The organism is Symbiopectobacterium sp. RP (assembly GCF_050472005.1).
In the GTDB taxonomy this organism is placed as follows: domain Bacteria; phylum Pseudomonadota; class Gammaproteobacteria; order Enterobacterales; family Enterobacteriaceae; genus Symbiopectobacterium.
The window spans coordinates 1,776,638-1,802,355 of the sequence record NZ_JBGOGS010000001.1 but is presented as its reverse complement, the minus strand read 5'-3'; the positions used below and the strand labels follow the sequence as shown (position 1 = coordinate 1,802,355).

At 52.6% G+C, this 25,718-nt stretch carries 23 protein-coding genes and 7 pseudogenes; 15 read left to right on the top strand and 15 right to left on the bottom strand.

What is annotated here, in order from left to right; translation table 11 throughout:
* Nucleotides 1-9: 9 nt before the first annotated feature.
* From ubiE to ACD630_RS12085, 3 genes are all read right to left on the bottom strand, one after another.
* Nucleotides 10-765, bottom strand: coding sequence for a bifunctional demethylmenaquinone methyltransferase/2-methoxy-6-polyprenyl-1,4-benzoquinol methylase UbiE (gene ubiE / locus ACD630_RS12095; RefSeq protein ID WP_430360011.1), 756 nt, complete (start codon nt 763-765; stop codon nt 10-12).
* A 263-nt stretch (nt 766-1,028) separates the two neighbouring features.
* The gene (gene rmuC / locus ACD630_RS12090) at nt 1,029-2,579 is read right to left on the bottom strand and encodes a DNA recombination protein RmuC (protein ID WP_430359187.1); all 1,551 of its coding nucleotides are present in this window, start codon (nt 2,577-2,579) and stop codon (nt 1,029-1,031) included.
* Between the two features lie 204 nt (nt 2,580-2,783).
* Nucleotides 2,784-3,608 carry an IS630 family transposase gene (locus tag ACD630_RS12085; RefSeq protein WP_430359186.1) on the bottom strand — a complete coding sequence of 275 codons (825 nt, stop codon included), beginning with the start codon at nt 3,606-3,608 and terminating at the stop codon, nt 2,784-2,786.
* Between the two features lie 31 nt (nt 3,609-3,639).
* Here ACD630_RS12085 and ACD630_RS12080 point away from each other — a divergent pair.
* Nucleotides 3,640-3,840: pseudogene (locus tag ACD630_RS12080) on the top strand (hypothetical protein); the annotation flags it as partial.
* An 80-nt stretch (nt 3,841-3,920) separates the two neighbouring features.
* On the opposite strand, the gene bcp reads toward ACD630_RS12080, so the two are convergent.
* From bcp to ACD630_RS12065, 3 genes and pseudogenes are all read right to left on the bottom strand, one after another.
* A complete protein-coding gene (gene bcp / locus ACD630_RS12075) occupies nt 3,921-4,388 on the bottom strand; it encodes a thioredoxin-dependent thiol peroxidase (RefSeq protein ID WP_430359185.1) in 468 nt (155 codons plus the stop codon).
* 2 nt (nt 4,389-4,390) lie between these two features.
* Nucleotides 4,391-4,540: pseudogene (gene gcvR, locus ACD630_RS12070) on the bottom strand (glycine cleavage system transcriptional repressor); the annotation flags it as partial.
* Complete coding sequence (locus ACD630_RS12065; RefSeq protein ID WP_430360010.1) at nt 4,509-5,258, bottom strand: IS630 family transposase; 750 nt, start codon at nt 5,256-5,258, stop codon at nt 4,509-4,511. The gene ACD630_RS12065 and the pseudogene gcvR, both read right to left, overlap by 32 nt.
* A gap of 79 nt (nt 5,259-5,337) precedes the next feature.
* Here ACD630_RS12065 and ACD630_RS12060 point away from each other — a divergent pair.
* Nucleotides 5,338-6,261, top strand: a pseudogene (locus ACD630_RS12060) (IS5 family transposase).
* 40 nt (nt 6,262-6,301) lie between these two features.
* Here ACD630_RS12060 and ACD630_RS12055 read toward each other — a convergent pair.
* Complete coding sequence (locus ACD630_RS12055; protein WP_430359184.1) at nt 6,302-6,454, bottom strand: helix-turn-helix domain-containing protein; 153 nt, start codon at nt 6,452-6,454, stop codon at nt 6,302-6,304.
* Nucleotides 6,455-6,549: 95 nt separating this feature from the next.
* Nucleotides 6,550-6,882 (bottom strand): annotated as a pseudogene (locus tag ACD630_RS12050) (ACT domain-containing protein); the annotation flags it as partial.
* Between the two features lie 223 nt (nt 6,883-7,105).
* Between ACD630_RS12050 and dapA the strand changes: the two are divergent.
* The 9 genes and pseudogenes from dapA to ACD630_RS12005 all read left to right on the top strand — a co-directional run bounded on the left by dapA (nt 7,106) and on the right by ACD630_RS12005 (nt 14,589).
* The gene (dapA, locus tag ACD630_RS12045) at nt 7,106-7,984 is read left to right on the top strand and encodes a 4-hydroxy-tetrahydrodipicolinate synthase (protein ID WP_430359183.1); all 879 of its coding nucleotides are present in this window, start codon (nt 7,106-7,108) and stop codon (nt 7,982-7,984) included.
* Between the two features lie 16 nt (nt 7,985-8,000).
* Nucleotides 8,001-9,038, top strand: coding sequence for an outer membrane protein assembly factor BamC (gene bamC, locus ACD630_RS12040; RefSeq protein WP_430359182.1), 1,038 nt, complete (start codon nt 8,001-8,003; stop codon nt 9,036-9,038).
* 128 nt (nt 9,039-9,166) lie between these two features.
* Nucleotides 9,167-9,880, top strand: coding sequence for a phosphoribosylaminoimidazolesuccinocarboxamide synthase (gene purC, locus ACD630_RS12035; protein ID WP_430359181.1), 714 nt, complete (start codon nt 9,167-9,169; stop codon nt 9,878-9,880).
* Nucleotides 9,881-10,073: 193 nt separating this feature from the next.
* Entirely contained in the window at nt 10,074-10,526 is a 453-nt protein-coding gene (locus ACD630_RS12030; RefSeq protein ID WP_430360009.1) for a DUF441 domain-containing protein, read from the top strand.
* 13 nt (nt 10,527-10,539) lie between these two features.
* On the top strand, nt 10,540-12,621 hold the full coding sequence (locus ACD630_RS12025) for a tRNA(Met) cytidine acetyltransferase TmcA (RefSeq protein ID WP_430359180.1): 2,082 nt from the start codon (nt 10,540-10,542) through the stop codon (nt 12,619-12,621).
* A gap of 63 nt (nt 12,622-12,684) precedes the next feature.
* A complete protein-coding gene (locus tag ACD630_RS12020) occupies nt 12,685-13,269 on the top strand; it encodes a TIGR00730 family Rossman fold protein (protein WP_430360008.1) in 585 nt (194 codons plus the stop codon).
* 120 nt (nt 13,270-13,389) lie between these two features.
* Nucleotides 13,390-13,455 (top strand): NUDIX domain-containing protein, encoded by a 66-nt coding sequence (locus ACD630_RS12015; RefSeq protein WP_430360007.1) that lies wholly within the window; start codon nt 13,390-13,392, stop codon nt 13,453-13,455.
* A 413-nt stretch (nt 13,456-13,868) separates the two neighbouring features.
* Nucleotides 13,869-13,988: pseudogene (locus ACD630_RS12010) on the top strand (esterase); the annotation flags it as partial.
* Between the two features lie 22 nt (nt 13,989-14,010).
* Nucleotides 14,011-14,589, top strand: a complete 579-nt coding sequence (locus ACD630_RS12005; RefSeq protein WP_430359179.1) for a LysR substrate-binding domain-containing protein — start codon at nt 14,011-14,013, stop codon at nt 14,587-14,589.
* A gap of 85 nt (nt 14,590-14,674) precedes the next feature.
* On the opposite strand, the gene ACD630_RS12000 is transcribed toward ACD630_RS12005, so the two are convergent.
* Nucleotides 14,675-15,721: a LacI family DNA-binding transcriptional regulator gene (locus ACD630_RS12000; protein WP_430359178.1), complete on the bottom strand. Its 1,047-nt coding sequence runs from the start codon at nt 15,719-15,721 to the stop codon at nt 14,675-14,677.
* A 351-nt stretch (nt 15,722-16,072) separates the two neighbouring features.
* Here ACD630_RS12000 and ACD630_RS11995 point away from each other — a divergent pair, with 351 nt between their 5' ends.
* Genes ACD630_RS11995 through ACD630_RS11985 form a run of 3 tightly spaced genes read left to right on the top strand, consistent with a single transcriptional unit; the run spans nt 16,073 to nt 18,537 of the window.
* Complete coding sequence (locus ACD630_RS11995; RefSeq protein WP_430360006.1) at nt 16,073-16,780, top strand: metal ABC transporter ATP-binding protein; 708 nt, start codon at nt 16,073-16,075, stop codon at nt 16,778-16,780.
* Nucleotides 16,777-17,628 (top strand): metal ABC transporter permease, encoded by an 852-nt coding sequence (locus tag ACD630_RS11990; protein WP_430359177.1) that lies wholly within the window; start codon nt 16,777-16,779, stop codon nt 17,626-17,628. The genes ACD630_RS11995 and ACD630_RS11990 overlap by 4 nt, the downstream gene beginning before the upstream one ends.
* A 30-nt stretch (nt 17,629-17,658) precedes the next feature.
* Nucleotides 17,659-18,537 (top strand): metal ABC transporter substrate-binding protein, encoded by an 879-nt coding sequence (locus ACD630_RS11985; protein ID WP_430359176.1) that lies wholly within the window; start codon nt 17,659-17,661, stop codon nt 18,535-18,537.
* 21 nt (nt 18,538-18,558) lie between these two features.
* On the opposite strand, the gene ACD630_RS11980 is transcribed toward ACD630_RS11985, so the two are convergent.
* Nucleotides 18,559-19,890 (bottom strand): D-serine ammonia-lyase, encoded by a 1,332-nt coding sequence (locus ACD630_RS11980; RefSeq protein WP_430359175.1) that lies wholly within the window; start codon nt 19,888-19,890, stop codon nt 18,559-18,561.
* 426 nt (nt 19,891-20,316) lie between these two features.
* Between ACD630_RS11980 and ACD630_RS11975 the strand changes: the two genes are divergently transcribed.
* Entirely contained in the window at nt 20,317-21,921 is a 1,605-nt protein-coding gene (locus ACD630_RS11975; protein WP_430359174.1) for an EAL domain-containing protein, read from the top strand.
* Nucleotides 21,922-21,954: 33 nt separating this feature from the next.
* Here the strand turns inward: ACD630_RS11975 and ACD630_RS11970 are convergent.
* From ACD630_RS11970 to ACD630_RS11950, 5 genes and pseudogenes are all read right to left on the bottom strand, one after another.
* Nucleotides 21,955-22,215 (bottom strand): annotated as a pseudogene (locus tag ACD630_RS11970) (DeoR/GlpR transcriptional regulator); the annotation flags it as partial.
* Between the two features lie 14 nt (nt 22,216-22,229).
* Complete coding sequence (locus ACD630_RS11965) at nt 22,230-23,051, bottom strand: IS630 family transposase (protein ID WP_430359173.1); 822 nt, start codon at nt 23,049-23,051, stop codon at nt 22,230-22,232.
* Between the two features lie 288 nt (nt 23,052-23,339).
* Nucleotides 23,340-24,398 carry a nickel/cobalt transporter gene (locus ACD630_RS11960; RefSeq protein WP_430359172.1) on the bottom strand — a complete coding sequence of 353 codons (1,059 nt, stop codon included), beginning with the start codon at nt 24,396-24,398 and terminating at the stop codon, nt 23,340-23,342.
* Nucleotides 24,389-25,063, bottom strand: coding sequence for a DUF1007 family protein (locus tag ACD630_RS11955; RefSeq protein WP_430359171.1), 675 nt, complete (start codon nt 25,061-25,063; stop codon nt 24,389-24,391). The genes ACD630_RS11960 and ACD630_RS11955 overlap by 10 nt, the downstream gene beginning before the upstream one ends.
* Nucleotides 25,064-25,240: 177 nt before the next feature.
* A pseudogene (locus tag ACD630_RS11950) lies at nt 25,241-25,651 on the bottom strand (MFS transporter); the annotation flags it as partial.
* Nucleotides 25,652-25,718: the final 67 nt, after the last annotated feature.

Genomic DNA, 25,718 nt, shown 5'->3' with positions numbered 1-25,718 from the left:
TAAAACAACTTAAAATTTGAACCCACGGTGTAACGCGACAATGCCTCCCGTGAGGTTGAAGTAGTTTACACTGTCAAAGCCCGCATCCACCATCATGCCCTTCAGCGTTTCCTGATCCGGATGCATACGTATCGATTCCGCCAAATAACGGTAGCTGCCCGCATCTTTGGTCACCATATCGCCAATACGCGGCAAAACATGGAATGAGTAGAAATCGTAGACTTTGCTGAGCGGTTTCAACGTCGGTTTGGAAAACTCCAGCACCAGCAAACGGCCGCCGAGCTTCAGGACGCGGAACATGGAGCGCAGCGCTTTGTCTTTATCCGTCACGTTGCGTAAACCGAAAGAAATGGTGATGCAGTCAAAGTAGTCATCCGGGAAGGGCAGCGCCTCCGCATTGGCCTGCACATAGCTGACGTTATCAATAATCCCCAGATTGCGGAGCTTTTCGCGTCCCACTTTCAGCATGGAAGCATTGATATCGGCCAGCACCACTTCCCCCGCTTCGCCGACCAGACGTGAGAATTTAGCCGTCAAATCCCCCGTTCCGCCCGCCAGATCCAGCACGCGCTGGTCGCGCCGGACGCCGCTGCACTCAATGGTAAATCGTTTCCAGGCACGATGAATCCCGAAGGACATCAAATCGTTCATCAGGTCATATTTTCCCGCTACGGAGTGAAATACGCCCGCTACCATGGCCTCTTTATCGTTTTTATCGACAGTACGAAAACCAAAATGCGTGGTTTTCTCCGGATCGTTCGTCATGTTCTTCGCCCTACTTTTCCAAATCAGAATTGTGGTCAATCCCCTTTGCGCACTCTCGGCTAGACTCACCGCTCACATTGCGCTGTCGAGCGTTATGCGCAACACGAGCTTGGCGTGTCTGTGTGCGTTTCGCATCAACAATCGAAGGGGTACATCGAATTTTGAAACTACCCCTTAATGGGGAGAGTGTAACAGACCAGGCTTAAAAACCCATCGCTCTTATGCACTGAATAAAGTTGTAAAACGTGAACATACGCAACGCATCACAGCTTGTTCGATATTCCCACGTCTGCACTGGCAGGTTGTTCTCCGCTGGTCGGGATGTCAGTTTGCATTGCTTCAGGCTGCTGAGACAGCCGCCCGGTCTCGTCGTTAGCCTCAGCAGAGAGCAGCGCTTGCTCTGCCACGTTGGTGCTTATGGTACGCTTAACCTCAACACCAAGGGAACGGAAACCTTCTACCTGGGCTATCAGATTGCCGCGCCCGGAAGCCAGTTTGTTCATAGCCTGCCGATAGCTAACCTGTGATTTATCCAGATTTTGCCCCAACGCCGCCATGTCTTCCACGAAGAGACGCAGTTTATCGTACAGCCGAGAGGCACGATCGGCGATCTGCTGCGCATTGCGGCTTTGCTGTTCATAACGCCACAGATTGGTGATGGTTCGTAACGCGACGAGCAGCGTGGTAGGGCTTACCAACATGATGTTGTGTTGCAGGGCTTCGCTGATCAATTCAGGATGGCGGTCGATAGCAACCAGAAAGGCAGGCTCGACGGGGATAAACATCAGCACATAGTCCAACGAGCGCAGCCCCGGCAATTGCTGATAGTCCTTATTGCTCAGCAGACGGATATGCCCGCGCACGGAGGCGATATGCTCGCTGAGTGCGCTGGCGCGTTCCCCGTCGTCCTCACTGTTAAAGTAGCGCTCATAGGCCACCAGCGACATCTTGGCATCAATCACCACATCTTTGCCCTGCGGGAGACGAACGATCACATCCGGCTGCATGCGTCCGTTTGCGCCCGTCTGGATACTGACCTGCGTTTGGTATTCATGGCCTTCACGCAGGCCCGAAGCCTCAAGCACGCGTCCCAGCACCACTTCGCCCCAGTTCCCTTGGGTTTTATTATCGCCTTTCAAGGCTTTCGTCAGGTTGACCGCTTCTCGCGCCATTTGCACGTTGAGTTGCTGCAGCTGGCGAATTTCATGCGCCAGCGTGTGGCGCTCACGCGCTTCACTGCCGAACCCCTCTTGGACCTGACGACGAAAACCGTCCAGTTGTTCCCGCAGCGGCGTCAGCAGTTTATCAAGGCTCTGTTGATTTTGTTCATCCACCCTGCGACCGCTGTGCTCAAAAATCCGGTTAGCCAGATTTTCAAACTGTGTCGTCAGGCGTTGCTCACTGTTGATTAACAAGCGCTGTTTTTCCTCAGCAGCGAGGCGCGTCTCTTCCAAACGGATGGTGACTTCACGCAGTTCCGCTTCCTGCGCACCGTTTGCTTCGCGCAGCGCGCGCAATTCCTGGTTGAGCTGGTTGCACTCCTCTTGCAACCGGGAGATGACCAGCAGCTTTTCCTGATGGGCGGTGAGTTTACCGTGCATCAAACGCAGTTCCATATCATCCTGACGCAGGCGCTGTTCGTCCTTATCACGCGCAAGCTGAAGCTCACGTACCGCGCTTTGCGCCTGCTGTAACGCTTGTTCTTGTATACGTTGTTCCGTTTCTTGCCGGGCGCGGCGTTGCTGGTAACGCAGACTGGCAACCAGCCATCCCACCAGCACGCCGCCTACACAGTAAAAGAGGGTGATATCCACGTCGCATTCCTTTCGTTATCGCCACTGTCCGTTAAGGTAAAGTGATACTGTATGTATGTCCAGAAAGAATAACGCAGGCCAACGTAAAGCGGCATCGTTGTCGGCGGTGAAATGGTTAAAATGCGAGGCGTCTTGTGTTATGGCTTATGGTTATTGGCTGAATAAAAAAGGGCCGGAAATCCGGCCCTGATATAGCTAGGCGACTTAACTTTGATTACACCATATGGACTGAGAACAAAATCTCTGTATCGCAACCACTCTCTCTTTTTTTGCTTGTGCCCATTTATGCTCAATGGGGTTAAGATCTGGCCAATATGTAGGCAAATACTCCACCATATACCCTGTATCGATGATGACTTGTTGAATATTATGTTTTTTGTGAAAAGTTGCATTGCCCATCACGATTACCCTGTTTTTAGGGAGTACTGGGATAAGAACTTGTGTGACCCAGGAATAGAAAACATCGCTGTTAATATTGATATCAAATAATCCGATAGCAAACAGCGTTGTGCCTAATAACGCGCCGATAACATTTGTTCTTCCCTTGACTCCCCCGTTCTTCAGGCCAAAACACCGTTGACCTTTTGGGGAATAGCCGTGAGTCCGTGGGGTATCGTGTGGAAAACCACTTTCATCAATAAAAACAATAGGTTTACCTTCTTTTTCATACTGTTGTTTTTTTGTTGAAATGCTTGCCGGGCGCTTTCGTCGGCTTTCGGATGACGTAGAGTTTTTTTTATAGGTCAATCCCAGCTTTTTAAGAGCTTGCCAAATGGCCTTCTGACAAACGCCAAAACGCTCTGCACGTTCTTTTTGGTAAGCATCTGGATATGGTTCAACATCTTTCATCAACTCAGATTTATCGCTCTTTCGCTGACGCGTGGTCGATGCTTTTGACGCTATTTGATTAATCCAACGCGATACAGAGGCAGGGCCAATCCGAAATTGCTTCGCTGTTTCTCGGATACTCAACCCTTCTTCTTCCCGTGTAGATATCACTTTACGTCTAAAATCAATTGAATAGCTCATTTAAATAATGTGATCAAAATTAAGTCGTTTAGCTATAGAATCACTGAACAGCGTGATCCGGCATGCAATCAAGAAACGCAAGGTGTTCCCGACTGATGACTTGGTGAAGAAGGTCGTATGGCTGGCAATCCAGGCGGCATCACAGAAATGGACGATGCCCTTACAGGACTGGCGTATGGCAATGAGTCGCTTTATTATCGAGTTCGGTGACCGCCTTAACGGTCACTTCTGAGGAAAGGCATTTACACAAAATCTTAAACAGGCTCAAAAACACCGACACCATAACAGTGCCGGTGGATACTTGGCGCGCTATCAGGCGCTTTTCAGATAGTTCAGTACGATATCGTGGTGATCGCTGGTTTTGAAATCATCAAACACGTGCGCCACTTTACCGTCTTCATCAATCAAAAAGCTGATACGGTGGATGCCGTCGTAGGTTTTTCCCATAAATGTCTTTTCGCCCCACACGCCGAAGGCTTGTGAGATCTGATGATCTTCGTCGGACAACAACGTAAAGTTCAGCAGCTCTTTTTCCGCAAAGCGAGACAGTTTTTCCGGTTTGTCGGTGCTAATACCCAACACTTCCACGCCATGTTTCTTCAGATCGTCCATGTTGTCACTCAAACCGCAGGCTTGCACGGTACATCCCGGCGTCATCGCTTTAGGGTAAAAATAGACCAACACTTTTTGTCCCTGGAAGTCGGTTAAATTTACTTGTTCGCCATCCTGGTCGGGCAAGCTAAATTTCGGTGCGGTATCACCGGCTTTCAGTGTGTTCATCACTACTCTCCATCTTTCTTTTCATACTGTGGATAGTTCACGACGCTAATACTGCCTTGTGCGTGCAGTTCTGTACATAGCTGATGAAAGGCTGGCTCAATAATTGCGCCATTAAACGTTTCAGAGCTGTGTGCGGTGATTTGAATATATATAGCCAAGCGACTTAATTTTGATTACACCATATGGACTGAGAACAAAATCTCTGTATCGCAACCACTCTCTCTTTTTTTTGCTTTTTGCTTGTGCCCATTTATGCTCAATGGGGTTAAGATCTGGCGAATATGTAGGCAAATACTCCACCATATGCCCTGCATCGATGATGACTTGTTGAATATTATGTTTTTTGTGAAAAGTTGCATTGTCCATCACGATTACACTGTTTTTAGGGAGTACTGGGATAAGGACTTGTGTGACCCAGGAATAGAAAACATCGCTGTTAATATTGATATCAAATAATCCGATAGCAAACAGCGTTGTGCCTAATAAAGCGCCGATAACATTTGTTCTTCCTTTGGCTCCCCCGTTCTTCAGGCCAAAACACCGTTGACCTTTTGGGGAATAGCCGTGAGTCCGTGGGGTATCGTGTGGAAAACCACTTTCATCAATAAAAACAATAGGTTTACCTTCTTTTTCATACTGTTGTATTTTTTGTTGAAATGCTTGCCGGGCGCTTTCGTCGACTTTCGGATGACGTAGCGTTTTTTTATAGGTCAATCCCAGCTTTTTAAGAGCTTGCCAAATGGCCTTCTGACAAACGCCAAAACGCTCTGCACGTTCTTTTTGGTGAGCATCTGGATATGGTTCAACATCTTTTATCAACTCGGATTTATCAATCTTTCGCTGACGCGTGGTCGATGCTTTTGACTCTATTTGAGGCTTTGTTGAATAAATAGAACTTTTGGGTAATCATCGGAGCAGATCAACACAGTTGTTTCAAAATCAGCTCTCCATGGCAAAACAAAATTTTAAAATCACCAACTGGCCCTCTTATAACAAGACCCTCAAACAGCGCGGTTCTCTAACCGTATGGCTAGATGAATCAGCCATTGCTGCATGGACGGAAAAAAACACTACTGAACGGCGTGGACGACCGCTCCACTACTCAGATATGACCATCACCACAGTCCTGATGATGAAACGCGTGTTTGGCCTTTCATTGAGGGCTTTACAGGGCTTTGGTGACTCGATTTTTAAACTGATTAAATTGTCGCTCCATTGTCCAGACTATTCGCTGCTCAGCAAGCGAGCAAAGACAGTGAACATCAGCATAAAAACGCCAACCCGTGGTGAAATCTCACATCTGGTCATTGATGGAACCGGCCTGAAGGTCTTTGGCGAAGGCGAATGGAAAGTCCGGCAGCATGGTGCCGACAGACGCAGGGTATGGCGTAAGCTGCACCTGGCAGTAGACAGTGTGACGCATGAGATTATCTGTGTGGATTTGTCGCTCAGTGGTACGACCGATGCCCAAGCTCTACCGGCGCTGATAAACCAGACCCACCGGAAAATCAGAGAGGCATCGGCTGACGGCGCTTAGGATACAGTTTACTGCTATGATGCTCTGCTGAGGAAGAAAATAAGACCGCTTATCCCGCCACGAAGGGGGTCGCAATATTGGCAAGATCGCTACCACGAGCGTAACCCCGCTGTTTCAAATCAGCGCATTAGCGGTAGTAACGCTATCTGGAAAAAGAAAGTGGGCTATCACCGGCGCTCAGTGGCTGAAACGGCCATGTTCCGGTTCAAAAGGCTTCTGGGTGGTCATCTAAGTCTGAGAGACTACGATGCTCAGGTGGGTGAAGCCATGGCCATGCTCAAAGCGCTTAACCTGATAACGCTATTAGGAATGCCGAACAGTATTCGCATCACGTAACAATCGACCCGTATGGGGCGCAGTCGTTACAAGTTCTGATTTATTCAACAAAGCCCAAAGCCTCTATTTGATTAATCCAACGCGATACAGAGGCAGGGTCAATCCGAAATTGCTTCGCTGTTTCTCGGATACTCAACCCTTCTTCTTCCCGTGTAGATATCACTTTACGTCTAAAATCAATTAAATAGCTCATTTAAATAATGTAATCAAAATTAAGTCGTTTAGCTATATCACTTTACGTCTAAAATCAATTGAATAGCTCATTTAAATAATGTGATCAAAATTAAGTCGTTTAGCTATGTGCGGTGAATCAGCCAGTTCAACCTTGACCCATACCGTCGAGGGCATCGGCGGGCGAGCCTAGGATTCCGTGCGCTTCATCACGATCAACAATTCCATTTCCGCCCCTTTGAGCGGCAGCGTGGATTCGATAAGCGTGATGGCATTCCAACTTCCCGACAGCAGCATGATGAACGTGAACTCTTTGCCCAGCATCGCAAGACGACTATCTTCAATATTACAGCCACAGCTACTGACGTGACGTGTGATGGCGTTCACAATCCCGGGACGATCGACGCCGAGGGCGGTGATAACCAGAAAATGTTCTTGTTGGCTCGGCAAAATCTTGCTTCCTCTGCATCGGGTTGAGAGTAACATGGTAAACACAAAAAACTGTATGGGGTAATTTTGAGTTTGTTCTGCGTGCGTTTTCCGGCGCCGCCGTCAGTCGCGGCACGCAGAAAGAAAAAAACCGCATGTCAGACGCCGACAACGCGGTTGCGCGCTTGCTTTTGCAGTGAAGTCAAAAGTACCATGAAGAACTTGTTTTTGGAGGGGATGGCGAATGTTTACGGGAAGTATTGTTGCACTGGTTACGCCGATGGACGACAACGGAGCCGTCGATCGTGCAAGCTTGAAAAAACTTGTTGATTATCATGTTGCTAGCGGAACCGTGGCGATAGTGTCTGTCGGAACCACCGGAGAGTCCGCCACCTTGAGCCATGATGAACATGGCGATGTGGTGGTGATGACGCTGGAACTGGCAGACGGACGTATCCCGGTGATAGCCGGAACGGGTGCCAATGCGACGTCGGAAGCCATCTCTCTCACCAAGCGTTTTCACGGTACCGGCGTGGTGGGCTGCCTGACGGTAACCCCTTACTACAACCGCCCGACGCAGGAAGGGTTGTTCCAGCATTTTAAAGCGATTGCCGAGCACACCGATTTACCGCAGATTTTGTATAACGTACCGTCGCGTACCGGTTGTGACATGCTACCGGAAACCATCGCTCGTCTTTCCGAAGTAAAAAATATTGTTGCGGTTAAAGAAGCTACCGGGAACTTAAGCCGTGTGAGTCAGATCCAAGAGTTGGTTGATGATAAATTCATTCTGCTGAGCGGTGATGACGCCAGCAGCTTGGATTTTATGCAACTCGGTGGTCGAGGCGTGATTTCCGTGACGGCGAACATTGCAGCGTGGGAAATGGCACAGCTGTGCGCACTGGCGGCACAAGGTGATTTCGCTGCAGCGCGCCGTTTAAATCAACGCCTGATGCCACTGCATCAGAAATTATTTGTTGAACCTAATCCGATCCCAGTGAAATGGGCATGCAAGGCATTAGGATTGATGGCGACTGATACGCTTCGCTTGCCGATGACACCACTGACTGACACCGGTCAGGCGGTGATGGAGCGCGCATTGAAGCAAGCTGGTTTGCAGTAACCCTTAGGGAGATTTGATGACTTCTTCAGTGCAAAAGTCCATGGTGGCAAAAGTGGTTGGTTTGTCGCTGGTTATGCTGTTAGCAGCATGTTCTAGCGATCAGCGTCACAAACGTCAGGTCAGCGGCGATGAGTCCTATTTGAAAGCGCCACAACCGAGGACGTTAGTGGCACCGGCGGGAATGATCCTTCCGGTGCAGAATGGGGATTACGAGATCCCGGCAGCCTCATCAACCGGTGAGTTGGGTAAAGCGTTAGATATTCGTCCTCCTCTCCAGCCATTGGCGTTGTTAAGCGGATCGCGCACGCAAATTTCCGGTGATACAGCCACCTTGCTGATCGAAAACAGCGCGCAGGCGAACCGTCTGTGGCCGCAGGTGGTGCAAATCATTCAGGACAAGGGCTATGTGATTGCCAGCCGTCAGGATGCTTCGCAGACGCTGACCAGCGATTGGATCTTCTGGCCGCGTGACGATGAAAGTGTGCCGTACCGCGCACGTTATCAGATCTCCGTTCAACCTCAAGGGTATCAGGTCGCGGTTGTCGTGAAACTGCTCGGCCTCGAAGTGCAGAATACGTCGGTAGCAGAGGCGCTTCAGGTGCAACGTTATACCAGTCTGATGGCCAATACTCTGTCAGACGCGTTGGAGAAACAGGCAGCCGCACGTGAGAATGCGCAGGTCAATCGCGCAGTCGGTACGCTGGACGTGCTGAGCGGTGCCGATGACAGCGGTCTGCCGTTGCTGGTGGTGCGTGGTCCTTATTCAGTGGTCTGGGATCGTCTTCCTGCCGCGCTGGAAAAAGTCGGCATGAAGGTGAACGATCGCAGCCGTCCGCAAGGCTCCATCGCGGTGACCTACAAAGCACCGGGCAGCAGCGCTTGGGAACATCTGGGGGCGAAAGACCCTGAATTGACCAACGGTGATTACAAATTGCAGGTTGGCGATCTGGGTAACCGCAGTACGTTGCAGTTTATCGATGCGAAAGGGCATACGCTCAGCCAGTCGAAAAATGACGCGCTCGTCGCCGTCTTCCAAGCGGCACTCAGTCACTAACAGCAAGGGCCGGTCACATCCTGCCCTTCTTTATTTGGCCCGGCGAATGCCGGTATTTTTATTGTTAATCAAGTATTAAATCATCGGGCCTGTTGTAGGAGGCCCACAACTGTGTGGAGTAATAAAAGATGCAAAAGCTAGCTGAGTTGTATCGCGGAAAAGCGAAAACAGTCTACACCACTGAAGATCCCGATCTGTTGGTGCTGGAGTTTCGCAATGATACGTCAGCCGGTGATGGCGCGCGCATTGAACAGTTTGATCGTAAAGGTATGGTGAACAACAAGTTCAACCATTTTGTCATGAGCAAACTGGAAGAAGCGGGCATCCCGACGCAAATGGTCAAGTTGCTGTCCGACAACGAAGTGCTGGTGAAAAAGCTGGAAATGGTGCCGGTAGAGTGCGTGGTACGTAACCGTGCTGCCGGTTCTCTGGTGAAACGCCTGGGTGTGGAAGAGGGCATTACCCTGAATCCGCCACTGTTTGACCTGTTCCTGAAAAATGACGCCTTGCACGATCCGATGGTAAATGAGTCTTACTGCAAAACCTTTGGTTGGGTGAATGAAACCCACTTGGCGCGCATGAAAGCACTGAGCTACAAAGCCAACGACGTGCTGAGCAAGCTGTTTGATGACGCGGGCTTGATTCTGGTGGATTTCAAACTGGAATTCGGATTGTTCAAAGGTGAAGTGGTGCTGGGTGATGAGTTCTCCCCAGACGGCAGCCGCCTGTGGGACAAGCAAACCCTGAACAAGATGGACAAAGACCGTTTCCGTCAAAGTCTGGGTGGCTTGATTGAAGCCTATGAAGAAGTTGCACACCGTCTTGGCGTAAAATTGGACTAAACGCGCAATCGTTTTCGTATTGAAGCATTGCGCGCGCGCCGTTGCCTGCCATTCTCTGCACTAAGCGGAGAATGGCAGTTTACCCGTACCAATGTGGGTATTGGGCTAATTAGCGGTGTCAAAACAGTGCTATCATCTGAGTCTTGAATGAAACCGATATCTTGACTTCAGCATGGCAGGAAAACCCTTCCTCATGACTTCTTTTGATCCCACGCTTCTGATCCTGCTCGGCCTTGCAGGACTCGGTATTATCAGCCACAACATGACGGTCACTTGGGCGATGTTGGTGCTGCTGGCGGTACGCTTGACGCCGCTGAACGGTTATTTCCCGCTGCTGGAAAAATATGGATTGAGCATCGGGATACTGATTTTGACCATTGGCGTGATGGCCCCGATCGCCAGTGGGAAAATCAGTGCCCATGACTTCTTTCAGGCGTTCCTTAACTGGAAATCGCTGGTAGCGATTGCGGTGGGCGTTGCGGTTTCCTGGCTCGGTGGTCGCGGCGTTTCTCTGATGAGCAATCAACCTTCCGTGGTGTCGGGATTGCTGATTGGCACTGTGGCCGGCGTCGCGTTGTTCCGCGGCGTGCCAGTAGGTCCGCTGATTGCGGCAGGTCTGCTCTCGTTGTTGATTGGCAAATCCTGAGAACGGTATTGGCATGTCTGAGCTCATCACCCCAAACCTGCTCAGTGCTGACGCGAACGGCGATCCTGCGCTGCTGCGGCATGTTGGCGTGCGCCGCCTGCTGGTGGTCAGCGGCGAGGCGCATTGGGTGCAAAGGCAGGCGGAAGCACTGTGCCGACAGACGCCGGGGGATTGGCTTTGGCTGGGGGGCATGCAACCTGACAGCATACCCTTTAGCAAAGCGCGGAGGCTACTGGGGCAAGAGTATCAGCATGCCGTCTTTGATGCTCGCAGTGGGCTGGATGTAGAAGCGCTGGCGATCGTGGCTGGCACTTTGCGTGCGGGCAGTTGGCTACTGCTGCTGGTTCCGCCTTGGCACGCGTGGGCACAACAGCCCGATGCTGATAGTTTGCGCTGGAGTGGGCAGTCTCAGGAGATAGCCACACCGAATTTCATTACGCATTTTCAGCAGCAACTGCTTGCGGACGATGAGGTCACGCTGTGGCGGCAGGGAGAGGAGGGTGCCATAAAGCCGCTCACTCCTCGTGCGCTGTGGCAACCTGTCAACGGTGACCCAACGCCACAGCAGCAGGCATTGCTGACACGTCTACGGGATGCGGCACCGGGCGTTTATGTGATTACTGCGGCGCGCGGGCGCGGTAAATCGACGCTGGCAGGAATGCTGGCCGCGCAGTGTACGGGGGGCTGTTGGGTGACATCACCTTCCCGTGAAACTGCCGCTCAGCTGCTACATTGCGGTGGGGCTGAATTGCCGTTTTGGTCTCCAGACGCTCTGCTTGCACATTGCCAATCGTCATCAGTGCCGCCGCTCGACTGGCTGTTGATTGATGAGGCAGCGGCGATCCCTGCGTCAGTGTTGCAGGCACTGGTAAGCCATTTCCCTCGCGTGTTGATGCTCACTACGGTGCAGGGGTATGAAGGGACGGGACGTGGCTTTCTGCTGAAATTTTGTGCCTCTCTGCCGCGGTGTGACATGCTGACGTTGGATCAACCGCTGCGCTGGGTCGCAGACGATCCACTGGAGCGTTTTTTGGACGATGCTCTGCTTTTTCGTGACACGTTTACTGATGTCGATGCCCTGAATCCGGCAACTGCGCGATTACCTGCTGTTGTCACAAAACGTTTGGCGCCGGCGTGGTTGAGTGAATCGGCGGGTTTGCATCGGTATTATGCCTTATTGTGCAGCGCGCATTACCGCACCTCGCCGCTTGATTTGCGGCGCTTGCTGGATGCGCCCAGCATGCATCTCTACGGCGCTCAGCGAGGCGAAGCAGTGTGCGGCGTAGCTTGGTGGGTCGATGAAGGCGACCTGTCGCCAGCGTTAGCGCATGAGGTGTGGGCGGGCCGCCGTCGCCCGCACGGCAATCTGGTGGCACAATCGCTGGCGGCGCACGGTGATGAGTGGCAAGCCCCTTGTTTACGCTCGCGGCGTATCAGCCGTATCGCGGTTGTCGCAGAGCAGCGGCGCAGCGGTATTGGTCATGCACTGATTGCTGCACAACGGGACACCGCGAGCGATGATGGTATTGATTTTCTGTCGGTCAGCTTTGGCTATCAGCCGGAACTGTGGGCATTCTGGCAGGCGTGCGGGTTTAGGCTGGTGCGCATTGGCAGCCATCGCGAGGCGAGCAGTGGCTGCTATAGCGCGATGGCGATTTTGCCTATCAGTGAGGAAGGACGACAATTGGCGACGCGTGCCGAATGGCGTCTTGCTCAGGAGTGGCCTGCCTTGCGTCGTATTATTCCTCTGGCGCTGCCGTTGCAACTGCCGATGACCGAGCTTTCTATACTCGAAGATGCCGAATGGCGCAGCCTGGCCGGATTTGCTTTTGCGCAGCGCGGCATGGAGCCCACCTTTGCCACGTTGACACGTCTGCTGGGGCGCTCGGGGTTGCCGCTGCCCGCATTGCGCATGCTCAATGCTTATCCGCACGATCCAGAGCGTGGTGTGACGGTGTTTTCATTAAGCGGTAAAAAAGCTCTGTTACAACGCTGGCGTGATGAGACGGCTCAGGCACTTGCCGAGCTTGATGCCGCAGTCTGTGCTCGTTGGCAACGCTGGACGCAACCAGATGGTTTCCGGCTGAATAAATAAGTGCCTGGTGTAATGGACCGGTTTGCCGGCATACGTAGTAATCGACATGGAAAAGAGCGACATATTATGGTGATGGGAATTTTTTGCGGTTCAAGTGCGGGAAGTGACACCGCCTTTATTGATGCAGCGCGGATGACGGGAAAAACCCTAGCGCAGGCCGGTATCGCCATTGTTTATGGCGGTGGTCGTGTCGGGTTGATGGGCGCGGTTGCGGATGCGGCTCTGGCGCAGGGCGGGGAGGTGATCGGTGTCATGCCGCACCTGTTGGCCGATCAAGAGCTTTCTCATCCGGGCCTGACCACGCTGCATGTGGTGGAAAACATGCATGAGCGTAAAGCCAAAATGGCACAGATTGCCGATAGTTTTATCGCGATGCCGGGTGGCCCAGGGACGATGGAAGAAATTTTCGAGCAGTGGACCTGGGCGCAATTGGGGATTCATGACAAACCCTGCGCGTTTCTCAATGTTAACGGTTATTTTGACCCACTGAAAACCATGAATGAAACGATGGTCAGACAGGGGTTTATGAAGCAACACTATGCCGATATGCTCACATTTTCTGACAGTATTGAGGATATTCTCCGCGTTTTCGCTGCCTATACGCCGCCGCCGCATAAGTGGACTCCTGCGTTTCGTCAGGTAGGGTGAGATGCCGATGGAGACGTCCTGTGTGATTCGCATCGCCGCTGCAGTGATCACCGATGCAACAGGTGCCTGTTTGCTGGTGCGCAAACAGGGCACCACCGCGTTTATGCAGGCGGGGGAAAAATGGAACCCGGAGAAACGCCAGAACAGGCGCTGGTGCGCAAACTGAAACAAGAGCTGTCGATTTAGATTGCGATAGCGGATCTGACGTATCTTGGTTATTTTTCCGATCAAGCGGTCAATGAGCTTGGGTATGTTGTTGAAGCCGAGGTGTACCGTGTGTAGGGTGTGAATAGCGTCGTAACCCCGGCGGCTGAAATTGCCGAAATCGCCTGGGTTAACCCAAAAACGCCGACGACGCTGCCTCTGGCCCCGTTGACTCAGCAACAATATATTGCCCCTCGCTGCCGCATTTTGACGCTGTTGTGACAGGCTGGCCGCCGCGTCAGCCTGGTATTTCTCTTTTTCGCTCCTGCCTATGGGGTGAAGTTCGTGAGGGCGGGTCATTGGAAATAATGGAATGACTTGTTCAATAAATCCCAATAGCACGTGATAACCGCAGGGGTATCATTAAAGAATACCATGACAAAACGGGACATATCATGAGCGATGCAATTACAGTACAACAACCGGAGCAGGCGCAGCGTTTGGTCTTGCTGTTTCACGGTGTTGGCGACAGCACCAACGGCATGGCGGCACTGGGGCGTTATTTCGCCGATGCTTTAGGAGGTTGATCGCGTCGAAATGCTGCTTGCCAGTACCACAGCAGAACCCGCAGGCCTGCTAGCAGTAAGCGTACCGCCGCTGCTCGGCGCGCAGGTCGTCACCCCCACCCTGTTGGCGCTGTGCCAGCAGTGGCCGCAATTGAGTATCAGTGTTTCACCCTCTGTCGACATGGCCGACTTGTTCGATGGATCAGTCGATCTTGCCGTGCGTGTAGGAGAGGTGCCGGATGCGGCGGGGATTGTCGCCAAAAGGTTAGGCACGCAACGCATCGTCCTGTGCGGCACGCTAGGCTACTTTGCTCAGTCACCACCGCTTCACGGCATAGATGACCTCCATCGCCACATCCTGATCGGTACGCTGAAAGAGGGCTATGCGGCCCCCTGGCACTTTCAGTTGGCGGACAAAACACACCGAGTGATGACACCTGATACCCGTTTATTGCTGGATGGCGCACTGCTGACTCTCAACGCCATCAAGGCAGGATACTGCCTCGGCAGAGTGCCCTACTGGTTAGTCAAGGAGGAACTCGAGCGCGGCGTGCTGGTTAGCGTTTTGGACGAGGTTATTGCCGGACATTTGCCCGTTCATGCTCTATGACGGGCAACACCGGTGATGTTGCCCCGCTTTCGTCTGGCAATAGATGCGCTGGTCGAGGCCACCACCGCACGATTTTAGTAGGCAATCAAGGGAGTGTGCTGAGGCACTTTACCGATTCTCGCACCACCAAATGTCCGGTCAATTCAACATGCTGTGTCACCCCCAGCGACTGTGCGGGAACCAGCTGCTGGGTTAATAGTTGCAGTGTGGCTCTCGCAAGCGCATCAAGCGGCATGTGCACCGTAGTCAGTGATACCGGCAGCATATCCAGTGGCAAAATATTATCCATACCCACCAACGACATATCATCTGGAACGCGAATACCACGCTGTGCCAGCGCATCCACCACGCCCACCGCCTGATTGTCCGCCGCGCAAAAAATCGCAGTCACACCAAGGCGGTCAGGATGTGCGGAAAGCCAGCGCAGCATGGCGTCACGCGCGGTGAGGGGGTGGAAATCAGGCAAAGCCAGAATCAGTGACTCATCGACAGCAATTCCTGCCTCCAGCAAGGCATCACGGTAGCCGCGTTCCCGCTGCTTAATAGTGATGCAAGACGACCAGGTTAAATGCAGAATTCGCCGATGTCCGTGTTCTATCAGATGACGAACGGCACAGACTGCGGCGGCATAGTTAGCGGGAGTAACGCGGTTTAAACGCATGGAAGGATCTTCACCGTTGATCAGCACGGCAGGTATTCCACTTTTCACCACCGCCTGCAACAAGGGGATACGCTCGTCATTGACGATCACAATGCCACTCTGCCGCATACCTTGCAGCGATGCACTCATTTGCTCTTCCGTCATGGCGTCATGCTCCGAGGGAAATGGACGCAGTCGGATATTACGCTGTACGCACAATGTCTTGAGCGCATTGATCAATGACAGGGAAACCAGATTGTAATCACTTTCCAGCATCAGGTTGCGCGGCGCGGCCAACAGAACATGGCGCAAGGGATCCAAAGCTTCGGCCACCGGTTTCGCCAATTTATGCAGCGGATAGCCCTGTTCAGCGGCAATCGCCAGTATCTGCTGTTTGACTTTGGCACTGATCGGCGCAGTACCATTTAATACACGAGAAACCGTACTGATAGAGACGCTTGCACACTCCGCGATATCCTTTAATGTTGCCATTATTCCTTCATCCCTGTGTTTGCGAGGCTCACGATAGACGGTTTTAGCAAGAAATCACTCAATGCATCAGCCCCCTTTCCTATCGCTTATCTCTACACTGTCGAGGGTTAACGCAATAACAACCATAAGAACATTTGCACGCAGACTAGGGCCAAAGCCACCATGTCACATTCTCTTACGTCTTTCTGGTGGCGCTTGAAATGCTATATTATAACATAACAATAAATTTCTCTCTGTATGGCACTCGCGAGTGAGCTTCTATTATTCTCTTTCCGTCTGGGCGCGTATCAGCATTGCGCTGGCGCTGTTGGCGTTGTTATGGGCGCTGGTCGCCTGGGCGGTATCGCTACCATGATCGCACTGCACAACCTCACATTCGGCTACATCGCATCTTCACCGCTTGGCACGCTGAGCGGCAGCTTCAGCGCGGGTTCACTGACGGCCATTGTCGGTGAAAACGGCAGTGGAAAATCGACGCTGTTAAAAACCCTTGCAGGACTAATTCCTCCCTTAGCGGGCTCGTTGACGCACGATGGCAACGCCGTACCGCGCATTGGCTATTTGCCACAGCTGTCGGAGTTCGATCGCCAGTTTCCGTTGAGCGTCATGGATTTGGTGTTGATGGGCAGCCTGCCGCAACGCGGCCTGTTCGGTGGCCTCAATAGTCTCTGGCGGCGTAACGCATATGCCGCATTGGAAGCAGTTGCGATGGCCGCGTTCGCCACCCGTCCTATCGGCCATTTATCGGGAGGCCAGCTACAGCGCGTCCTGTTTGCACGCTTGCTGTTGATGGACGCACCGGTGCTGCTGCTCGATGAACCGTTTACTGGTGTTGATGCCGAAACAACACAGGCTCTGCTGGCCTTGATCCACCAACGTCATGAGCAAGGATGCACCGTTCTGGCGGTGCTGCACGATCGTGACATTGTCGACCGCCATTTTCCGCTGGTGCTACAGCTCAACGCCGCAGGCCATCGCTGGGGCGCAACCCACGATATATTCACCTCGGCACACCCCGCGCCCCACGGCACGCAGGCGCGGATCAGGGCGGTAGTATGATGACAACAAATCTCCTTTCACCGCTGGTGGAGTTCGGGTTTATGCGGCGCGCACTGGTGGGATGTATCGCGCTCACGCTCAGTGCCACGCCGCTGGGTTGCTTTTTGTTGCTACGCCGCATGAGTTTGATCGGCGATGCGCTATCGCACGCGGTGCTGCCCGGCGTCGCCATTGGGTATCTGCTCTCCGGCATGTCGCTGTTGGCAATGGGGACCGGCGGGTTTATCGCCGGGCTGATCGTGGCGCTGCTTTCCGGTTTTGTTAGTCGTAACACGGCGTTAAAAGAGGACGCCAGCTTCGCCGGGCTCTATCTGGGTTCGCTAGCGCTCGGTGTGACGTTAGTGTCACTGCGCGGCTCCAGCGTTGATCTGCTACACGTGCTGTTTGGATCAATTTTGGCGGTCGATCGCGGTGCGTTGATCGATATCGGCCTGATCTGTTCGGTCTCGATACTGCTGTTGGCATGTCTCTATCGTGCGCTAGTGATCGAATCATTTGATACCACCTTTATGCAGCTCGCCTCACCGCGAGGACGTACGCTGATCCACGCGTTATTTCTCGCACTGGTGGTGCTCAATTTGGTGGCAGGGTTTCAACTGCTGGGCACGCTGATGACGGTCGGCATGATGATGCTACCCGCGACCTGCGCCCGTTTCTGGACAGCTCGCTTGCCCGTCATGCTGGCGGTCTCAGTGCTGGTAGGCATTGCGTCCAGCCTTATCGGCCTGCTGTGGTCCTACTATGCCTCACTGCCTGCCGGACCTGCCATCATCCTGACTGCCACGCTGTTTTTCGCGGTCTCGGTCGCCTTCGGCGCTGAGGGCGGCATGCTTCGCCTGCGCCGCTAATACCATCCACATGTCATCAATGAGGACATCATGAAACATCCTGTTATCGCACTGGCACTTTCCAGCCTGTTATTCAGCACGTTTGCGATGGCGAAGCCGTTGCAGGTTGTCGCTAGCTTTTCCGTTTTAGGCGATATGGTCAGCCACATTGGCGGCGATCGCATCGTCGTCACCGATTTGGTCAAGCCCAACGGCGATCCCCATGAATTCGAACCCTCGCCGCAAGACAGCAAAACGCTCGCGAGCGCGGATCTGGTTGTTGTTAACGGACTAGGCCTGGAGGGTTGGTTAACGCGTCTGGTATCCGCTTCCGGTTATCAAGGAAAAGTGGTGACCGCCTCGCAGGGCATCCACACATTGGCAATGGAAGAAGAGGGTAAAACCCAGACCGATCCGCACGCCTGGAACAGCGCAGCGAACGGGATTATCTACGCGCAGAATATCATCGATGCGCTAGCCAGCGCGGCCCCGCAGGATGCTGACTATTTTCGTCAGCAGGGAAAAGCCTATATTCAGCAACTTCAGGCGCTGGATAATTATGCCAAGAAAACCTTCTCTGCCATTGCACCAGAAAAACGCAAAGTGCTTACCAGCCACGATGCGTTTGGCTATTTCAGCCAGGCCTATGGCGTAACCTTCCTGGCACCGCTGGGTTATTCAACGGAAACGGAGGCCAGCAGCAAACAGGTTGCTGAGCTTATTCGCCAGATCAAACAAGAGAAGGTCGACAGCTACTTTATCGAGAACCAGACGGATCCTCGTTTGGTGAAACAGATAGCTAGCGCCAGCGGCGCACAACCGGGCGGTGAACTCTACCCGGAAGCATTAACTGACAGCAATGGCCCTGCCGCCAGCTACACCGCTGCGTTCAAACACAATGTGGACACCCTTGCCGCCAGCATGAAGTAAACGGGGCATCTGGCGCACGGGTTATTTCGCCCCGTGCGCCAGATATTTCTGCATCTCCGCGTCCGGCACCATGCCACCGCCCGTCGCCCACACCAGATGCGTTGCCTGTTGCATCGCCGAAGCAGATAACGACAAACGCGACAGGTATTCCGCGTTGCCTGCCACGCGCCACGGCCCGGCCATTCCAGCCAACGCCGAGGGCTCCAGACAGAGTGCTTCGGTTTGCGCCAGCATCGCCAGCAAGCGATACATTTCGTCATCGCTCAGCGTGTAATAACCGTCAATCAACCGCGCCATGGCACGTCCAACAAAACCGGATGGACGTCCCACCGCCAATCCATCGGCCGCCGTCAGGTTATCGATGCCCAAATCCTGCACCGCAATCCCGTCGTGCAAGCCGGTGTACACGCCCAGCAGCATACAGGGCGAGTGCGTTGGCTCAGCAAAAATACAGTGTACGTGATCGCCAAACGCCAATTTCAGACCGAACGCCACCCCGCCCGGCCCACCGCCCACGCCGCACTGCAGGTAGACAAACAGGGGGTGTTCCGCGTCTACCACCATGCCACGCTCAGCAAACTGGGCTTTGAGGCGACCGCCAGCAACCGCATAGCCAAGAAACAGCGAGCGAGAATTCTCGTCATCAATAAAAAAGCAGTAGGGGTCGTCCTGTGCGGCTTTGCGTCCTTGTTCAACGGCGACGCCGTAATCCTGTTGATATTCCACGACGTCAACGCCGTGTGCGCGCAATCTGTCCTTTTTCCATTGGCGCGCATCCGCCGACATGTGTACCGAAACCTTGAAGCCCAAGGTCGCCCCCATAATTCCGATCGACATACCGAGATTGCCGGTCGACCCCACGGCAATACGGTATTGGCTAAAGAAGTGCCGCGCATCTTCGCTCGCCAGCTGACGATAATCATCCGTGACGGTAATCAATCCCGCCTGTAATGCCAATTGTTCCGCGTGTACCAGCACTTCATAGATACCGCCGCGCGCCTTTATCGAGCAGGAAATCGGCAAGTGGCTATCTTTTTTCAGCCACAGTTTTCCAGGCAATGCCCTGTCGTATCGTGCATCCAGCGCGGTTTGCATCGCGGCGATGTCAACCATATCGGACTCAATGATGCCTTCACTCGCCGCCAACGCGGGAAAAACCTGGCGGAGATAGGGAGCAAAACGGCGTAAGTGCGCATCCGCCGCCTGCACATCCGCGAGCCCAAGCCCGACGTAGGACAATCCCTCGACAAGCGTGGTGCTCTCCGGGTTAAACCAGGTTACGTCACGCAGCGCAACTAGGCATGCCATGAGCGGATCGCGCTCAATCAGCGTTTTGATGTAAATATCAACCATTGTTTCCCTGTCTCCCTTTCGCCCAATGCTTCGAAAACCATACGCCGAATCCCAACCGGGATCACCTGCATCAGCATCCCCCCACGAGGCCAAAAAAACGTACCGACGCGCGATGTCGATACGGATATCTGTATAAAAAACCTAACACTTCAAGTAAGTTATATTAATTAAAAAATTACCCTGATTGATAATCGGCATTTATAATTATCATTCTCAGCAACGTCGATAGCATGGCAGGGTACAGAGACGGTATTCAGTGGCTTATAACAACCACCCACTGCGTTATCTTGCAACCGGTTCAACACATACAGGTTAAACATTGCGTCATGCGACAAACTGAAACACCTTTTCTCAAGCCACTGTAGACATGGCCGATAACTTCACCAGATTGGCAAGGATGCGATATCTGAATCCACATGCCGAGTTATGTTCATCACCACTAATTGGATAATAACGATGCTATCCTCCAACAATGCCGGATTATTGTTCAGATTAATCATTTTCATGCTGCTCAGCGCGGTATTGGCGCTGTTCATTGGTCAATCCTTTATTGCGCAGTCAGAACAAAAGCGCTTGGTGAGCTACGCGCAAGAGGTGTTAGCGCAAGGGGTCGCCGTCGCGCAAGAAAGTCGTGACACCATGCAGCGCATACTGTTATTGGGCAATCTCCCCTGCTCCGATGCCGACCTGCGCGAACTACGCCTGCTGTCCTTTTACGCGCTTAATCTGCGCGACGTGGGACGCATCGAAAACGATCGTCTGATCTGCTCTGCGGGGTGGGGAAGACTGAATCCCCCTATCCCGCTGTTTCCGCCCGATCTGACGACATCAACGGGCACACAGCTGTGGACCGCCATGGAAAGGCTGGTTGACCCTAGGATCACCGCCGATATCGCCAGCAACGGAGGCGTAGCGACGATCACCGCTTCGGCTGCTTTTCGCCGCTATTCACAACCTCCACAGGGATACAGCGCCACCTTAATCAATAAGAATCTCGACCACCCCTACCAAACCTTCGGTTCCCTGACACTTCCTCATAAAGAAGACTTAAGCAGATTAAAAAACGGTTGGCTCACCTTGGGTACACGCCATTTTTTCACCTGCTCAAACAGCTTTGATATCTGTGTGCTGGCGCAGTTTGAGGACGCGGGAGTGATATATCGCCCATGGTATGTGATAGCGGGCATCATTCTGATGGGGGCAGCATTAGGCGGCAGCTTCACGCTGTGTTACTCGCTTTACCGTGAAAAGCGGCACTCCCTGCCCTGCCAACTGGAACGGGCCCTGAAGAACGATCAGCTGCGCGCCCACTACCAGCCATTGGTCAGCCTTACCACGCGCTCGCTGATTGGCGTTGAAGCCTTGGTGCGCTGGCGCAACGGCGCGGGTGAGGAAATTTCGCCAGAGGTGTTCGTGCGCATTGCAGAAGAAAACGGCATGATCGATGAGCTAACCCGAGCCATCACCCGCTGTGCAATTCGGGACATGCGACCTTATCTGACGCAACCATCGTCTTTTACGCTCAGCATCAACCTTGCTGTAAGTGACATCATCTCTCCCTACTACCACCGCTTTTTGCAGCGTGAGTGCGAGCGCAACGGGGTGATGCGCGAGCGTGTTATTTTAGAACTGACAGAACGCTCTACCGCATCTCCGCAGTTACTGGAGGTTGCACTGCAATCGTTGCAGCAGCAAGGGCATAAAATCGCGCTGGATGATTTTGGCACCGGCTATTCAAACTTGGATTACCTGAGCCGTTTCTCATTCAATCTGGTGAAGATAGATAAGATTTTTGTCGGCGCGATCGGCACAGATTCCGTCAATGCCGCCTTCACCGATGTGCTGTTCTCTTTGGTACAAAAACTGGATGCCAGCATCGTGGTGGAAGGGGTGGAAACGCAGGAACAGGCCGCTTATGTGGCGCGACACTGCCCGAATGCAATTGTGCAAGGGTGGTATTTTGGCCGACCTGCGAGCATTGATCAGTTTGTCGAACCTGAACATTATCGCTGCCCGCCCATTGAATCATAACCTGAGCCGCGTGATGCAAAGCGGCACAAGACGTTACACCAAATGCAGTTGCACCGGCTGCGCGTGCAGCAGTTGCTGCGTCTCCGGTGCCAGCGCGCTGTCGGTAACGATGTCAGTCAGTGCCGTGAGCGGCGTAACGCAAAACAACGAATAGGCGCCGTACTTGCTGCTGTCGGCCAGCAGCACGCGGCGGCTGGAATTCATGCCCAGATCCTGTTTCACCCCGGCTTTCTCTTCGGTTGGCGTGGTGATGCCTTTTTCCATACTCCATGAGTTGCAACTGATATAGCCAAGCGACTTAATTTTGATTACACCATATGGACTGAGAACAAAATCTCTGTATCGCAACCACTCTCTCTTTTTTGGCTTTTTGCTTGTGCCCATTTATGCTCAATGGGGTTAAGATCTGGCGAATATGTAGGCAAATACTCCAGCATATACCCTGCATCGATGATGACTTGTTGAATATTATGTTTTTTGTGAAAAGTTGCATTGTCCATCACGATTACACTGTTTTTAGGGAGTACTGGGATAAGGACTTGTGTGACCCAGGAATAGAAAACATCGCTGTTAATATTGATATCAAATAATCCGATAGCAAACAGCGTTGTGCCTAATAAAGCGCCGATAACATTTGTTCTTCCCTTGGCTCCCCCGTTCTTCAGGCCAAAACACCGTTGACCTTTTGGGGAATAGCCGTGAATCCGTGAGGTATCGTGTGGAAAACCACTTTCATCAATAAAAACAATAGGTTTGCCTTCTTTTTCATACTGTTGTATTTTTTGTTGAAATGCTTGCCGGGCGCTTTCGTCGGCTTTCGGATGGCGTAGAGTTTTTTTATAGGTCAATCCCAGCTTTTTAAGAGCTTGCCAAATGGCCTTCTGACAAACGCCAAAACACTCTGCACGTTCTTTTTGGTAAGCATCTGGATATGGTTCAACATCTTTTATCAACTCGGATTTATCGATCTTTCGCTGACGCGTGGTCGATGCTTTTGACGCTATTTGATTAATCCAACGCGATACAGAGGCAGGGCCAATCCGAAATTGCTTCGCTGTTTCTCGGATACTCAACCCTTCTTCTTCCCCTGTAGATATCACTTTACGTCTAAAATCAATTGAATAGCTCATTTAAATAATGTAATCAAAATTAAGTCGTTTAGCTATATAGCCAACCGACTTAAGAATGATTACAACAGATACCCTGATATGCGGAAAAAAAGCATAGCTGGCTGTTATCAAAATAATGTCGGTTGGCTATAGCTATCCAATGTAGCGTTTTCTTCATTTTTATCCCTGATTTTTATATGGACAATGAGACTCATTATCACCTTTAAAATAATATGCTGCGCGCCAGAGCAGACGCAATGGCTTTTTGACGTCAGGCACGTTCAGAGAGAAAAACCAGAATCAGGCACGTCAGGAGAACGGACGGATACCACCGGTAATGGCAGGTTGTGCCGAGAGATAAAGCAGAATCCCCACGCCAAACAGTAACATACCACCCGCCAGCGACAACGTGCTCCAAGCGGTCTGTTGCCACAACATAGGCGCACGTGAGCGACCCATACGTTCAATCACGCGGCGGCAAAAGAACACCAGCAGCGCCAACACCGAGAGGGTAATGGCCGTGCCCAGCGCCATGGCGAGCGCAGAAGCAACGCCCCAAGCAAACACGCCGATCACTTTGGAGAACAACAGCACCAAGATGGCCCCCGAGCAGGGACGCAACCCCATAGCACACACAATCGCCACTCGGGTACGCCAGCCATCACCACGTTGCAATTCCTCCTGGGAGGGGAGATGACGATGGCCACAACCACATACGCCATCATCTGTCACGGGCGATAACGGCGCTAACGGTAGCGGGTGCGCCTGTGCGGTTAACACGTGAATACGCTGAATATTGGGTTTGCTGGCATGTCGGGCATGGGTAATCGCCGCCCACAGACGTTTAAGGGCGCGCACGCTGAGCCACAACCCCAGTAGCGCCACCAGCATAAAACTGGTCTTTTCCATCCAGAAACTGCTGGCGTGCAGTGCCCGGCTGGAGAGTTGCAAAACCCCCAACGTGACGCTCACTAACCCAATCGCCATCATGCCTTGCAGCAGCGAGGATGCCAGCATCAGTTTCAGACTATTTTTAAGCTGCGTCGGATGGGTGGCAAGGTAGGTGGCGATCACCACTTTACCGTGTCCCGGCCCCACCGCGTGCAAGATGCCGTAGACCAGACTGAACGCCAGCAGGCTCAGCCCCGCCTGATGCGGCTGTTCGTGCACCGCCTCAAGCAGCGCTGACATCTGTTGATGCATCACCTTCTGCCAGGCAACGCTTTGCAGCAGAATATTCGGCCAGTAGCGCAGCACCACCTGAGCCCCCAGCGACAACAGCAGTAAAAAAACCACTAACGGGCACAAGCCAAGACACAGTCTCAAGGTGTGATGAGGTTTTCGTTTTTCAAACACAGTCAGTGGCATTCCAGCGTAATTTGTTGTGCAAACTGTTTGCCCAGCGCCAGATCCTCATCGAGGGCATCGGTTTTATCCAGCGACAGCGCATAAGAACGTAAATCAGCGCTGGGTTTCGGGGTAAACAGCGCTGTTTTACAGTGTTCCGCCAGCACAGGCGCGAGGCGGACAGCGTTTTTATCCTGATAGGACATATCGACAAAATAGGTCGGGTCATAGGTAGAAATCTGTAGCGGCGCGCCTTTTAAAGGCTGCGGATGCGCAAGCGGCAGCACAAACTCCAGCACCGCTTTGTTACCTTGCCGCGACAGATGATATTCTGTCGGCAGCGGTTGAAATTTCACCGCCGCGTTATCCCGGTAGATCTCAGTAAAATAGTGCTGGCCCAACACGTTCGCCATCACTTCCGCCGCCAGCTTTTTCCAGATTTCAGAGTCACTTTTCGCCTTGCCCGCATCGTAGAGCAGATCTGCTGAGGTGATTGGGTCCATCGTCCAGTGCATACGCAACCCGGTGATGGTGTCATTGTCACCTTCAACCGTGGTTTGGATATCAATAAAACTGTGGGGATGCGCCCACACCGAAGGCGAGGCAAGCGACAGCATCGAGAACAAAACACCCCACCGCCACCCTAACCGAGCACAACAGCGACCGAAAGTGTTATAAAGTAACATAATGTATCATCTCTTGACGCAGATAATGACACCCGGACTTTCCAAGTGTCAGACTGATGACAAAATCACTTTACCTCGTCATCCTATTCCAAAATGAACCTGATACTCGGTTTATGCGTGCTGAACGGGCGTTGCGGGTCGCAAAAACAGAGCGGGAACCACTAGCGCCGCCATCATCTAGAAGGTAGCGTGTTGAAGATGTTCAAACAAAAATCCCGACACCACCGTCATCACCGCAATGCTGCCGCCCATTGCCAGTACCGAGTAGACGGCCTGCAAACGCAGCACGTCGCCACCGCTACGCGCAGAGATAAAGCGCATGGCGGCTAGGTGGCACAGGGTAAAGGTACCGCAGTGCAATACCTGTATCACAATCAGCTAGGGTAGCGCTACGGTGGCCCCCATCAGCCTCCAGCGAACAATGCCTGCCACCGCTGACAGCAGCAACAGATCGCGGGCGCTGAAACGCGCAAACCAGCGTTTGCTGAACATAAACACCACCACCTCAGCCACCACCCCCAGCGACCACAAATAGCCTATCACCGCTGGCGAATACCCGGCATCCTGCCAGTAGATATAGCCAAGCGACTTAATTTTGATTACACTATATAGACTGAGAAGAGCCTGTACACGAGATTGTGTAATTGCCTGATTT

Bases quoted from the DNA above. Each gene is read 5' to 3' on its own strand.
- ubiE (WP_430360011.1), bottom strand. From the start codon at position 765: ATGACGAACGATCCGGAGAAAACCACGCATTTTGGTTTTCGTACTGTC.
- ACD630_RS12085 (WP_430359186.1), bottom strand. From the start codon at position 3,608: ATGAGCTATTCAATTGATTTTAGACGTAAAGTGATATCTACACGGGAA.
- bcp (WP_430359185.1), bottom strand. From the start codon at position 4,388: ATGAACACACTGAAAGCCGGTGATACCGCACCGAAATTTAGCTTGCCC.
- ACD630_RS12055 (WP_430359184.1), bottom strand. From the start codon at position 6,454: ATGAGCTATTTAATTGATTTTAGACGTAAAGTGATATCTACACGGGAA.
- dapA (WP_430359183.1), top strand. From the start codon at position 7,106: ATGTTTACGGGAAGTATTGTTGCACTGGTTACGCCGATGGACGACAAC.
- bamC (WP_430359182.1), top strand. From the start codon at position 8,001: ATGACTTCTTCAGTGCAAAAGTCCATGGTGGCAAAAGTGGTTGGTTTG.
- purC (WP_430359181.1), top strand. From the start codon at position 9,167: ATGCAAAAGCTAGCTGAGTTGTATCGCGGAAAAGCGAAAACAGTCTAC.
- ACD630_RS12030 (WP_430360009.1), top strand. From the start codon at position 10,074: ATGACTTCTTTTGATCCCACGCTTCTGATCCTGCTCGGCCTTGCAGGA.
- ACD630_RS12025 (WP_430359180.1), top strand. From the start codon at position 10,540: ATGTCTGAGCTCATCACCCCAAACCTGCTCAGTGCTGACGCGAACGGC.
- ACD630_RS12005 (WP_430359179.1), top strand. From the start codon at position 14,011: ATGCTGCTTGCCAGTACCACAGCAGAACCCGCAGGCCTGCTAGCAGTA.
- ACD630_RS12000 (WP_430359178.1), bottom strand. From the start codon at position 15,721: ATGGCAACATTAAAGGATATCGCGGAGTGTGCAAGCGTCTCTATCAGT.
- ACD630_RS11995 (WP_430360006.1), top strand. From the start codon at position 16,073: ATGATCGCACTGCACAACCTCACATTCGGCTACATCGCATCTTCACCG.
- ACD630_RS11990 (WP_430359177.1), top strand. From the start codon at position 16,777: ATGATGACAACAAATCTCCTTTCACCGCTGGTGGAGTTCGGGTTTATG.
- ACD630_RS11985 (WP_430359176.1), top strand. From the start codon at position 17,659: ATGAAACATCCTGTTATCGCACTGGCACTTTCCAGCCTGTTATTCAGC.
- ACD630_RS11980 (WP_430359175.1), bottom strand. From the start codon at position 19,890: ATGGTTGATATTTACATCAAAACGCTGATTGAGCGCGATCCGCTCATG.
- ACD630_RS11975 (WP_430359174.1), top strand. From the start codon at position 20,317: ATGTTCATCACCACTAATTGGATAATAACGATGCTATCCTCCAACAAT.
- ACD630_RS11965 (WP_430359173.1), bottom strand. From the start codon at position 23,051: ATGAGCTATTCAATTGATTTTAGACGTAAAGTGATATCTACAGGGGAA.
- ACD630_RS11960 (WP_430359172.1), bottom strand. From the start codon at position 24,398: ATGCCACTGACTGTGTTTGAAAAACGAAAACCTCATCACACCTTGAGA.
- ACD630_RS11955 (WP_430359171.1), bottom strand. From the start codon at position 25,063: ATGTTACTTTATAACACTTTCGGTCGCTGTTGTGCTCGGTTAGGGTGG.